Here is an 11,512-nt window from a genome sequence, read left to right on the forward strand (position 1 = left end):
ACAGAAGATTAGCACAAATAAAACATTGTATTTCTCAATAAACAAAACAACTTAATGTGGTAAAATAATAGTTGGACTGGAGTCTAATACATATTATTAAAATTAAGATGGTTCAAGTCGGAGGAAGGCACCTTAAGGTGTCTATTCTTTTTTATAAAAAAGAAAATTGTACTTTTAAACGCATTTTAAATACAAAATAACCGATTCCTTATACGTTAAGAAACCGGTTATTTATTTCCCTACTTTTTAGAGGGCTTTTTCTTGTAATGGTTTTAAATGATTGATTTAAGGTTATACACTTAAATCATAAATAAAAGATAGAGTAAAAACTATATAAGAAATAAATGTAACGAAAACAAGAAAACATATAAACTGAGAATTAGATACATATTGTTCTATTCTTTTTTTCATGTTAATTCGTATTATTTTTCAAATGTGAAGTATCAATTGGAATTTGAGCTTTCCAAGATCCAATTACTTTTCCAATTCTAGTTATATTTACGTCTAAAGTAAGAGACTGTTTAAAAACCTCTTTTTCTTCAGTAGTTATAACAAATGTAGAAACACCTTCAGGTTTATCATTATCACGAATGCCGACATCATTTAATTTTTTACCTGCTGCCATAAGTTCAAAAGGAAGACGATCATCTGAATCATGGATAAATGATAGTCTCCCATCATGTTTAATCTCAGGGTTTTCCTCTTGTTGCCCATTAATTTTACCATCACTTTCAAGATCTAATCCTGATGTATCAAATTCAAAGGGTACTAAACTTCCGTCAGCTTTTTCTATTCTATAATGAACTGATATACGTGAATCTGCGATAAATAATTCTTTGAGATGTACAGTAATACCTTGATCTGTAATTTTTTCATCAATAGTAATATATTTACCATTCTTCATCATATCTTGTGTGACGCCATTTTTATCTGTTATTCCTTCATTTACAACTTTATCATTTGTAATTGCATCAGAAAAATATGAAGCAACATTTGTAGCCGCTACTTGTACTTGTGGAATCATTGCTGTTGTGAAAAGTGCTGCTGCAGCTACTGCTGTATAAATGAAACGTTTTGATTTTTTACTCATGTTTGTAAACATTCCCTTCTTTTGGTGCTTTTTGTGATTTATATTAGAAACATTGTCTAACTTGGAACGGCTTTCAAATGTTTTCCATGCTTGTTCTATATCAATTTTGATTTCTTGTGGTGAATTTGCAGATTCTTCATCTAGCATTACGTTTTCCCATTGATTTAATTTACTAATTTCTACTAATAAATCTTGGCATGCTTCACATGTATCTAGGTGCTTTGTGAATTCCTTTCTTATATCATGAGAAAGTTCTCCATCAATATATGTTTGAATAAACCCGATATCATAACATTTCATTTGTTATGCCTCCTCCATTTGTTTATAAATCTTGCGAAATTTCATTTTGGCTCGGACTAATAATGTTCCAATAGAAGATATTTCAATTTGAAGTACTTCTGCAATTTCTTTATATTGAAAACCAGAGAATTTCATTAGTAAAAGGGTTCTTTCTCGATCATTCATTTTATTTAGTATCGTTTGGACCTTTGTAATTTCTTCTTTTCTTATCCAATCATCGTCTAATGATGAAACATTTTGTACTTCATGGTATTGTATTTCTTTATCAATCTTCGCTTGCTGCCTTTTTTCAGATCGAAAATGGTTATAGGCTACATAAGTAGAAGATTTAATCAACCATCCAGGTATGTTTTCAATTCCTTTCCAATCGCTACGATATAATTGTAAAAATACTTCTTGTGCTAACTCTTCAGCGATAGATTGATCTTTAACAATCCAGATGATCTGTTTCACAGCGTAAGCATAGTACTGCTTAAATAAATCTTCAAAGGTCATATCAGAAGCATGACTTTCTTCATTTTCTATGGTTAACATGTTCGTTTAAACCTCACTTTCAATTTGATACCTGTATTATAGAGAAACCAGAAAAACAGATTTTGTGACAGTTTTTCTGGATATTTTTTATTATGTACTAAAAAAAGCATTCATCTGATTAAAAAGATAAATGAAAACATAAAAACTATAACTCTTGCAGTAGTTGTCTATTAATGTACAAGAAAATAGTTAGTTTGTTGCCAAATTGTATCTAAACGTACGATTTTCTTTTTTCTAAATGAGAGTTTTGCCTTAAAGAAGATAAATTTTCAATGGATGATTACCATGAATATATAGATAAAGTTCATCCATATATTTGTAGAAAGGAGGAATTCAAATGAAGAGAGATGATAATAAGATTGGTCACTTTATATCGGAAAAAGGGAAGGAAGATTTTCAAATTGCTTACGATGAATCAATGGCACTCCTTCCAAAACCTAACGATACGAAAGATATAAAAACGAAATATGGCACAATTCGTGCTTATTATTTTACTAAAGAGGAAAACAAACATAAGGAACCAATACTCTTACTCCCTGGACGTGGTGCATCTACTCCAATGTGGGTACCTAATTTAGAAGGTCTAAGAGAAAAAAGGCCTGTTTACACGATAGATTTACTAGGTGAACCTGGAATGAGTGTGCAAACGAAGGTGATTGAAAACCAAAAACAACAAGCAGAATGGTTAAATGAAGTAATTGGAGGATTAGGTTTAGAAAGAGTGCATATCGTAGGTGTCTCCATTGGAGGTTGGACAACAATGAACTTGGCCAGATATAATCCTGAGCATATTGCTACGGCTAGTTTATTAGATCCAGTCTTTGTATTTGCGCAAATATCCATAAAAATGATTCTGGCATCTATTCCAGCTTCCGTTCCTATTGTACCTAAGTTTATACGAGAAAAGATGTTAAGCTACGTTTCTGGGGGAGCAGAAATAAATGACGATGAGCCGATCGCTAAGTTAATTGAGTCGGGTATGCGTAATTATAAATTGAAAACGCCAGCACCTAATCTATTTAGTAAAGAAGACTTGAAAAATATTAATGTTCCAGTGCTTGCCTTAATGGCTGAAAAAAGTACAATGCACAATTCGGTAAAAGCAGTTGAAACTGGAAAAAAATACGTTAAAGATATTGATATAGTTAGTTGGAAAAATGCATCTCACGCAATCAATGGGGAGTTCTCTAACGAAGTTAATGCTAGAATCCTTGATTTTGTAGAAAAACATTCTAATGATAACTAAGTTGAAGGTGGAAAATATGTTGTCATAACAACTTCATCTCTATATAGCTATTTAGGGGGATTTGGCTCATTTTTTATTTTGGCATATTTTACTTCTTCTATTTTCATGAATATGTATAATTACATAAAATTTCAGTGAAAAAGAGAGTATACTTTCATATTGTGTAATAAAGATAAAGCCCGCCTACGGAAATAGGCGGGCTTTTTTTACTTATAAAGAAAAGACAACCTTTAAGGTGTCTTTCTTCGATTTGAAACATTTTACTAGGTTAAGTTTTTGTGATAATGAACTCTTTTAATTGGAATGAACCTACGCAGTACATCACTTTATTCTTAAGCATCATTCTCAACAAAAGTGAAGATTTTCATTATCTTTTTAACTACAAAGGGTAATAATTTAGAAGCTAAAAATGCAAGTACGAAAGCAATTCCCCATGTTTTCATCCATGATTTGAGAAATAAAGCTGTATATCCAACATTCATTGAAACCATGACGAAAGAGATAATACTAGATATACCTAAAATCATTAAGATATTAAAAATTAATGGTTCAAATTTTTTATTGATTTTCAAAATTAACACCTATTTTCTATATATGCTTTGCTGCCCGATTTCACCAACATCTAATCTTACAGTTTGAAATCTAGGTTGTCCAGTTTGTTTTACTTTTCTGCAATAGTAATATTATATGGAATAGAGTTTCACCATATTGCTATTAAACTAAAATTTTAAGATTGCACCTAAACGAAATTTATAGTATCGAAGTTCATTTTGGAGGGGGATGTAATACTATATCTTACACTTAAACTGCACATTGCGTATTTTTTATGAAGAAAAGACACTCATATAAAAGTGTCTTTTCCGATAGTTTTTTAGCAGAAGCAAGCAGCTCCAACGATGATTAATAAAATGAACAATACAACTAATAAAGCAAATCCTCCAGCGAAGCCACAGCCACCACAACTACCACCAAAGCCCATAACAGTTCCTCCTTTTAATAGGAAGGGAAAACCAAGGGGTCACTCATGTGTTTTAACGGATTCCATTTACTGTATGCTTTTACGAATGAATGGAGCAGGTCCTTTTCAAAATAGATTTATCCCGCTATTTGTCGGGGAGTAAGACCTCGATTGATGAGGGCAGAATATATTCTTAGAAGGAATTCAAAGGCAAAATAGGAGAGTCTATATCATTCTTTAAAAGCGAATAAATGAAAAATAAAATATCCAAAAATATAGATAGAAATCCGCTTTTATACCTTTCAATAAAAGAATACTAGCATTATATATTATAAGGAATACTTGTCCTTAATTGTAAATGAAAGGGGGGAATTGGTATGAGTTATGGCTATGGTCACCCTCCAAAAAAATGCTGTGAACATCATAATGAAACTTTATCAACGGGTATATTACGTAGACATTCCGCTACGTTATTTCTTACTGTGGATGCTATGAATGTTGATCCTGACGATACTCGTAGAGTAACTGTTGAAATGTTTGATTGGTCATCTGGTTCTCCGGTATTGTTACCATTAATAGACCCTTCAACGCAAACATTGCCACCTAATCGATATGTTACTTTTCGTTCAGCAGCTCTTCCTCCAGCACTTTTTGCTTATGAAGTAAGAATCATTCGTCCGAAAGATAGAGATGTTGTTACGAATGTTTTTGGTCTTAGTGCAATCGTATTTAACCCACAAGAAGGAAATAATGTTTTACAACATGATTTAGCAAAATTAGATCTTAAATAGCTTTTATAAAAGTCTATTTATTGAGCATGATTAAAAAAAGAGTAGGATGTAATCCTACTCTTTTTTTAACGTTAACTAGAATTTTAAAAGAAATCCTTCATCATTTTAGCATCTTTAATATTCACTATCACACCTTCTACCTTATCTTTCTTCTCATTTTTAGCGATTGTAATTTGTTCCTTATTATCAACCCATACAAGAAATTCTTCTTTTGAGTCATCTTTATATGTAACGGTAATAGTAGAATGTGCAGATTCTCTCTTTTTTTGATCTAAAGTGATTGTTTTAGGTGTTCCATTTTGAACTGCTGAAACGATAGATTTTATCATTTCTTCGTTATCTGTTTGAGATTTGGAAGTAGTATGATTTGTTGTTTTTAGTATTTCAATGTCTGAAATATTTGCGGAGTTTAATTGAAAGGTATGTTGTGTGTGTTCTTGCTTAACTTGTGAAGCTTTATCTGTAGCCGAGGTGCTTGTACAACCTATTAAAGTGAAAGATAGAGCGGTTAGAGCGCATATAGATATGATTTTTTTCATAGTATTCCTCCTTGAGTTTAATTATAACAATTTTCTGTTAATTCAGGTAGTTATTGTAAGGGGAAGATGTTTTAAAGTGGTAAATGATGTTGTTCATTTTCTATTAAAATTAAAATTCACATAATTTTTTTCATATTTTATGTTTAACATTTCGAAAATAGGTGTACTACATATAATATAACAAATAATTCATTTTAAAGGAGGAAGTTAAAGATGGAAACGAAGTATAGTAAACCTTTTGTATATGAATTTATTACGGAGAAAGAGGTCATGAATGCGGCGAATGATCTAGTGAAGAAAGGAATAGAACAAAAAGATATTTACGTGTTAACACATGAGAAAGAGAGGACAGATAGAATCGCAGATAATGCAGACGTGAACACGATTGGAATAAAAGAGGAAGGACTTGGGACAAGCATTATTAACGTCTTTCAAAAATCGGGAGATCAGTTAAGAAATAAGATGCAGGAGTTAGGGCTTAATGAGGAAGAAGCAAACTTCTACGAAGAAAAGCTAGATGAAGGGAAAATCTTGTTATTCGTTAAGGATTTAGAAAGAGTCGGTGAATGGTTACACGAAAGAAGATGCATGTATTCTATTTAATTTTGTACCCTTTACATCTATAAATCTATTACGAAAAGGAGATGGGAAATATGAGTGAGAGCGGGCTGAAAGAACAAATTACTGGTAAAGTTGAAAAGAAAAAAGGGCAATTAAAAGAAGGAATTGGTGAAGTTACAGAAGATAGAGAGTTGAAAAATGAAGGGAAGTGGGAGAAGACGAAGGGAACTATAAAAGAAAAAGTCGGAAAAGTGAAACAAAAGATAAGTGATGGATTGGATAATAAAGAATAATACATGTTTATCAAGCTTTGGTTAAACACCAAAGCTTGATAAATCCATTATAAAAATATATAGGGGGTCTAATTGTGGGACTTATTATTACGTGTATTGTAGGTGGACTTATTGGTGCGTTAGCTGGAATGATTACGGGAAAAGACTTTCCTTTAGGTATAGTTGGTAATGTGATTGCTGGTTTGATTGGATCTTGGGTAGGTAGTGCGTTATTTGGTCATTGGGGTCCTGAATGGGGAGGCATTTTTGTTCTTCCAGCGTTATTAGGTGCAATCGTCTTTATTTTAATCGTTACATTCTTCTCTAGAATGCTACGGAAAGCGTAAGTATGATAATGAATAGTAATCTTAAGTTTATTATATATAACTATAAAGTGAATGAACTGATAAATATACATAAAAAAGCATCCAATTAAACTAATTTGGATGCTTTTTTAATGTAATCTGCATAGGAATAAGCGGGGGATGAAGGCCCCCACTCATTGAAATTACACTTTTTATTATGTATTAAACCATCGTTACTTTTTCACAATTATTTATTTTTACGACTTGCCTTGGCTCTAAATGAGATAAGTCCACGTTATTACCTATATCAACTACAATTGTATTCGTTAGTAAATTAATAATGGAACCAACTAATTTTGTAGCATGATCGTGTCGATAAGAAAATTGAACAAAATCTCCCTTTTTAAAGTTGTGCTCTTCCATAGATAGATCCCCCTAAAAATAATGTTTATACATTATACATACACAAATTTATAAGGTTTAAACATTCGGTAGTATTTTTTAAGTGTTAAGCCGAGAAAGGTGTAGAAAATTTATTTATAATGAAAATAAAAAAATATGTTTAAACCTAATTTTTATGGGTAATTAAATAGTAAAAGTTTGAGATAAGGGGGCGGAAATGATGAATTTGGAAATAAATATTTTGCAAAATGATGTAGGTTATACGGTACAACTTAATGGTGAGATTGATGCGTATACGGCATCAGATTTAAAAAATAAGGTAATACCTATTACAAGCGAAAAAGAGGTTCATATCGTAGTAGATTTTCATAACGTAGATTATATGGATAGTACTGGTTTAGGTGTTTTTATAGCGCTATTAAAAGCAGTTAAGAAAAATGATGGAAAACTAGAGTTTATCGGTGTATCTAAAAGATTAAAAAGATTATTCGATATTACAGGGTTAACAGAAATATTAAATTTGAATTCCGATTTTGAAAAAGTAGAAAGAAGGTGACTAGGGATGATGGAGAGATTTGAAAAGATAGAAATGAAAATTCCTGCAAAGGCAGAATATGTGGCTATTATTCGTTTAACAATGGCTGGTGTTGCGAATCGAATGGGCTTTGCTTATGACGATATAGAAGATATGAAAATTGCTATTAGTGAGGCGTGTACAAACATTGTACAACATGCATACAAAGAAGACGTTGGAGAAATTACAATTGTCTTTGGGCTATATGAAGATCGATTAGAAATTATGGTTGCGGATAATGGGGTTAGCTTTGATTTTAATAACTTAAAAAGAAAAGTTGGTCCGTATGATATTAGTAAACCAGTAGAACATTTGCCGGAAAATGGTTTAGGTTTATATTTAATCAATACATTAATGGATGATATACAAATTATGCATGATGAGGGCATGACAGTTTTAATGACAAAATATATACAAAGAGAGCAGGTGGAGAATGATGGAAATCCAATCTCAACCTACAACTCTTACTAAAGAAGACGTTATTAAGCTAATTGCAGAATTCCAACAAAACCAATGTAATGAAGCGCAGGAAAGGTTAGTTGATCATTATAAAAATCTCGTATATTCCATTGCATATCGCTATTCAAAAGGCGGGCCGATGCATGAGGATATTATACAAGTAGGGATGTTAGGGCTCTTAGGTGCAATAAGAAGGTATGATTATTCGATAGGGAATGCTTTTGAGCCTTTTGCAATACCTACGATAGTAGGGGAAATAAAGAAGTATTTACGTGATAAAACTTGGGGCATTCACGTTTCAAGACGAATTAAAGATTTGGGCGGGAAAATTAAACTTGCGATAGAGGAGTTAACAGATCACCTGCAACGTTCACCGAAGATAATAGAAATTGCAAATCATTTAGGACTATCGGAAGAGGAAGTTCTAGAGATTATGGATGCGAAAAATAATTATCGAGTATCTTCCTTAGATGATGTAGTTGAAAATTCATCTGATGGAAGTTCGGTAGCGAGAATTGAATCTGTAGGTGAAGTAGAGCGAGGATATGAAGAGACAGAAAGGCGTCTCGTTTTAAAGGATATTTTTAACGTATTAAATGATACGGAAAAGAGTGTTATTCATTATATATTTGGAGAAAATTTAAATCAAAAAGATACAGGGGAACGGTTAGGTATTTCACAAATGCACGTTTCTCGTATTAAAAGACAAGCGATAAGTAAATTGAAGCAAGCCGCGTTTTTAGATACATAAAAATTTAAAATAATTATGTTTAAAACATGAGAAAAGGGGTACTTATTAAGTATAGGAGGAGATATGAAAATGTCACACGATGTGAAAGAACTAATCGAAGGATTGAATGAAGATTTAGCAGGAGAATACTCAGCAATTATTATGTATAACCATAATGCAGCTACAGTTTCTGGTATATATAGACAAGTGTTAAAACCTTTCTTTGAATCTGAAATTAGTGATGAACAAGGACATGCCCTATATTTAGCGGAGAAAATTAAGACGCTAGGTGGTACACCTACTACGATCCCTTTACCAGTGAAACAAGTAGAAGATGTTAGAGAAATGTTAGAATCCGCTAGACAATCAGAATATGAAACAATTAAGCGTTATGAAACGAGAAAAGAACAGGCAGCGAAATTAAATATGACAGAGTTAGTTGTAAAACTAGAAGATATGATTGCAGATGAAACTAATCATATGGAAGAATTAGATCGTCTTTTAAATGATAAAGCAATGGTTTTAAATTAAAAGTAGAAATTTATAGAGTGAAAGAACAAATTCCTATTTCTAGGGGTTTGTTCTTTTGTTGTATAAATATGTTTGAGTAAGAAATTTTTATTTTGTAACTGAGTATGTAATACTAGAAAAATAGAAAATGATAATAGATTTACATTTTAAATAAGAAAAGGGGAAATAACTTGTGTCCATTTTAATTGTCGATGATAATCCGGTTAACATCTTTGTAATTGAGAAGATTTTAAAACAAGCCGGATATCATGATCTTGTATCGCTCAATTCTGCACAAGAGCTCTTCGAATACATACAGTTTGGAAAAGATTCTTCCAGGCATAATGAAATTGATTTAATACTATTAGATATTATGATGCCTGAAATTGATGGACTTGAAGTTTGTAGGCGATTACAAAAAGAGGAGAAGTTTAAAGATATTCCTATTATTTTTGTTACAGCTTTAGAGGATGCAAATAAATTGGCCGAAGCTCTTGATATGGGGGCAATGGATTATATTACGAAACCTATAAATAAAGTTGAACTATTAGCACGTATGCGTGTAGCGTTACGCTTGAAATCAGAATTAAATTGGCATAAAGAACAAGAAGAAAATCTTCGGAATGAACTAGATTTAGCTACGCAAGTACAAAGAAACTTATTAAGTAGCCCATTAAGAGAAGATTATATAAAAATTGAAGCAAGTTACTTACCTTCATTTAAATTAGCTGGAGATATGTATTATTGGTATAAAATCGATGAAAACCGCTACGGTATTATATTATTAGACGTGATGGGACATGGTATATCTGCTTCATTAGTTTGTATGTTTATTTCGTCTGTATTACGTGAAACGATTAAATCTTTAATCGATCCAGAACTTGTCATTAAAGACTTAAATAAATATATGACTCTTTTACATAATGAGAATGACGATATTCCATATTATTTTACAGCGATATATTTAGTAGTAGATACAGAAAAGAGAACGATTGAATATGTAAACGCAGGGCATCCTTCTGGATACGTTTTAGTTGATGAAACAAATATGGTTGAACTAAATCGCGGGAGTTGTGCCGTAGGATTTTTTGATGAAATAAAAGTTAAAAAGACAGTTATACCTTTTGAGAAGAACGCTCAAATATTATTGTTTACAGATGGTGTTCTTGAAGCAATTGCAAATGATGAATTTGAGTCTGAAGAGAAATTACGTACTTTTACAGAAAGAAAATGGGGAGATTTAGAAGGCGAGATAGAAGGGTTTTACAAGGAAGAACAAAAGAAAGTGCAATCAGATGATATGTGTCTAATTATGATACAAACGAATGCGAAATAAAAAGCGTATGAAATCCAAACAGAGGATTTCATACGCTTTTTATTGTATTTTTTGATAGATTTGTTCACTAGGATTAAATTGTGTATAATGCGGCATTATATTTGAAGAACGAAGAGTTTCTTTATTTCCTAAACATAGAAATCCATTATGACCTAAGCTTTCATAAAATAGTTGCTGCACTTGATTTTGAAGTTTACTTGTAAAGTAAATTAAAACGTTACGACAAAGTATAATATGAAACTCGTTAAAAGATTGATCGGTTACTAAATTATGCTGTGCAAAAATAATGTTTTGTAACAGTGAAGGATTAAAATAAGCAAAACGATTATCTGTTGAATAATAGTTAGAAAATGCTTGTGTACCGCCAGCTTGTAAATAGTTTTTCGTATAAGTTTGCATTTTATTTAACGGGAGGATAGCTTGTTTTGCTTTTTCTAACACATTTGTATTCATATCTGTTGCGTAAATAACCGACTTTTCACTTAATCCTTCTTCGTGAAGTAAGATGGACATCGATAATACTTCTTCACCAGTTGCGCATCCAGCATGCCAAATTCTAATTTCAGGTTGCTTTTTCAATTCAGGAATAACATGCTCTCTTAGCGCTTTAAAAAAGGCAGGGTTACGGAACATCTCAGTTACATTAATCGAGAAATCATTTAATAACTGTTCTAAAACCCCTTCCTCGTGAATTACTTTTTCAATTAATTTTGAAATGGTTGGGATATTAGAGAGCTGCATTCGATTACAAATCCTTCTATAAATAGATGTGCGAGCATATTGGCGAAAATCAAATCCTGATAGTTTAAATACCGCTTCCAATAGTAATTCAATTTCTAAGTTTGTGCGCTCATCCGTATCTACTGATGGATCAAAATTATAATACTTATTTTCCACTCCAACTA

General features: G+C 31.8%; 17 protein-coding genes. 10 read left to right on the plus strand and 7 right to left on the minus strand.

Annotation, left to right across the window (positions count from 1 at the left end):
- Positions 1 to 412: 412 nt before the first annotated feature.
- Together QCI81_RS19275 and QCI81_RS19280 are read right to left on the minus strand one after the other, a co-directional pair.
- The gene (locus QCI81_RS19275; RefSeq protein WP_071731860.1) at positions 413 to 1,390 is read right to left on the minus strand and encodes a DUF4179 domain-containing protein; all 978 of its coding nucleotides are present in this window, start codon (positions 1,388 to 1,390) and stop codon (positions 413 to 415) included.
- 3 nt (positions 1,391 to 1,393) lie between these two features.
- Positions 1,394 to 1,924, minus strand: a complete 531-nt coding sequence (locus tag QCI81_RS19280; protein WP_000955505.1) for an RNA polymerase sigma factor SigX — start codon at positions 1,922 to 1,924, stop codon at positions 1,394 to 1,396.
- A gap of 337 nt (positions 1,925 to 2,261) precedes the next feature.
- Between QCI81_RS19280 and QCI81_RS19285 the strand changes: the two genes are divergently transcribed.
- Entirely contained in the window at positions 2,262 to 3,170 is a 909-nt protein-coding gene (locus QCI81_RS19285; protein WP_071731861.1) for an alpha/beta fold hydrolase, read from the plus strand.
- A gap of 332 nt (positions 3,171 to 3,502) precedes the next feature.
- On the opposite strand, the gene QCI81_RS19290 is transcribed toward QCI81_RS19285, so the two are convergent.
- Positions 3,503 to 3,742: a DUF2798 domain-containing protein gene (locus QCI81_RS19290; RefSeq protein ID WP_000700226.1), complete on the minus strand. Its 240-nt coding sequence runs from the start codon at positions 3,740 to 3,742 to the stop codon at positions 3,503 to 3,505.
- A 299-nt stretch (positions 3,743 to 4,041) separates the two neighbouring features.
- Entirely contained in the window at positions 4,042 to 4,149 is a 108-nt protein-coding gene (locus tag QCI81_RS19295) for a YjcZ family sporulation protein (RefSeq protein ID WP_000505670.1), read from the minus strand.
- Between the two features lie 356 nt (positions 4,150 to 4,505).
- Here QCI81_RS19295 and QCI81_RS19300 point away from each other — a divergent pair, with 356 nt between their 5' ends.
- Positions 4,506 to 4,919 (plus strand): hypothetical protein, encoded by a 414-nt coding sequence (locus QCI81_RS19300; RefSeq protein ID WP_000120208.1) that lies wholly within the window; start codon positions 4,506 to 4,508, stop codon positions 4,917 to 4,919.
- 83 nt (positions 4,920 to 5,002) lie between these two features.
- On the opposite strand, the gene QCI81_RS19305 is transcribed toward QCI81_RS19300, so the two are convergent.
- A complete protein-coding gene (locus QCI81_RS19305; protein ID WP_053565104.1) occupies positions 5,003 to 5,458 on the minus strand; it encodes a hypothetical protein in 456 nt (151 codons plus the stop codon).
- Positions 5,459 to 5,671: 213 nt separating this feature from the next.
- On the opposite strand from QCI81_RS19305, the gene QCI81_RS19310 reads away from it, so the two are divergent.
- The 3 genes from QCI81_RS19310 (at position 5,672) to QCI81_RS19320 (ending at position 6,638) form a co-directional block, all read left to right on the plus strand.
- Complete coding sequence (locus QCI81_RS19310; RefSeq protein ID WP_071731862.1) at positions 5,672 to 6,061, plus strand: YflT domain-containing protein; 390 nt, start codon at positions 5,672 to 5,674, stop codon at positions 6,059 to 6,061.
- A 50-nt stretch (positions 6,062 to 6,111) separates the two neighbouring features.
- Complete coding sequence (locus QCI81_RS19315; protein ID WP_053565102.1) at positions 6,112 to 6,312, plus strand: CsbD family protein; 201 nt, start codon at positions 6,112 to 6,114, stop codon at positions 6,310 to 6,312.
- A 74-nt stretch (positions 6,313 to 6,386) separates the two neighbouring features.
- Entirely contained in the window at positions 6,387 to 6,638 is a 252-nt protein-coding gene (locus tag QCI81_RS19320; protein WP_000522903.1) for a GlsB/YeaQ/YmgE family stress response membrane protein, read from the plus strand.
- A 180-nt stretch (positions 6,639 to 6,818) separates the two neighbouring features.
- On the opposite strand, the gene QCI81_RS19325 is transcribed toward QCI81_RS19320, so the two are convergent.
- Positions 6,819 to 7,019 (minus strand): methyltransferase, encoded by a 201-nt coding sequence (locus QCI81_RS19325; RefSeq protein WP_353810871.1) that lies wholly within the window; start codon positions 7,017 to 7,019, stop codon positions 6,819 to 6,821.
- Positions 7,020 to 7,215: 196 nt separating this feature from the next.
- Here QCI81_RS19325 and QCI81_RS19330 point away from each other — a divergent pair, with 196 nt between their 5' ends.
- The 5 genes from QCI81_RS19330 to QCI81_RS19350 all read left to right on the plus strand — a co-directional run bounded on the left by QCI81_RS19330 (position 7,216) and on the right by QCI81_RS19350 (position 10,607).
- On the plus strand, positions 7,216 to 7,554 hold the full coding sequence (locus QCI81_RS19330; protein WP_071731864.1) for an STAS domain-containing protein: 339 nt from the start codon (positions 7,216 to 7,218) through the stop codon (positions 7,552 to 7,554).
- 6 nt (positions 7,555 to 7,560) lie between these two features.
- On the plus strand, positions 7,561 to 8,043 hold the full coding sequence (gene rsbW, locus QCI81_RS19335; protein WP_003269702.1) for an anti-sigma B factor RsbW: 483 nt from the start codon (positions 7,561 to 7,563) through the stop codon (positions 8,041 to 8,043).
- Positions 8,006 to 8,782 carry an RNA polymerase sigma factor SigB gene (gene sigB / locus QCI81_RS19340; RefSeq protein ID WP_353810872.1) on the plus strand — a complete coding sequence of 259 codons (777 nt, stop codon included), beginning with the start codon at positions 8,006 to 8,008 and terminating at the stop codon, positions 8,780 to 8,782. The genes rsbW and sigB overlap by 38 nt, the downstream gene beginning before the upstream one ends.
- Positions 8,783 to 8,851: 69 nt before the next feature.
- Positions 8,852 to 9,292, plus strand: a complete 441-nt coding sequence (locus QCI81_RS19345) for a ferritin-like domain-containing protein (protein WP_000017755.1) — start codon at positions 8,852 to 8,854, stop codon at positions 9,290 to 9,292.
- A 172-nt stretch (positions 9,293 to 9,464) separates the two neighbouring features.
- A complete protein-coding gene (locus QCI81_RS19350) occupies positions 9,465 to 10,607 on the plus strand; it encodes a fused response regulator/phosphatase (RefSeq protein WP_071731866.1) in 1,143 nt (380 codons plus the stop codon).
- Positions 10,608 to 10,646: 39 nt separating this feature from the next.
- On the opposite strand, the gene QCI81_RS19355 is transcribed toward QCI81_RS19350, so the two are convergent.
- A complete protein-coding gene (locus tag QCI81_RS19355; protein WP_353810873.1) occupies positions 10,647 to 11,504 on the minus strand; it encodes a CheR family methyltransferase in 858 nt (285 codons plus the stop codon).
- Positions 11,505 to 11,512 lie beyond the last annotated feature (8 nt).

Source organism: Bacillus cereus group sp. MG20 (assembly GCF_040459885.1).
GTDB lineage: Bacteria > Bacillota > Bacilli > Bacillales > Bacillaceae_G > Bacillus_A > Bacillus_A cereus.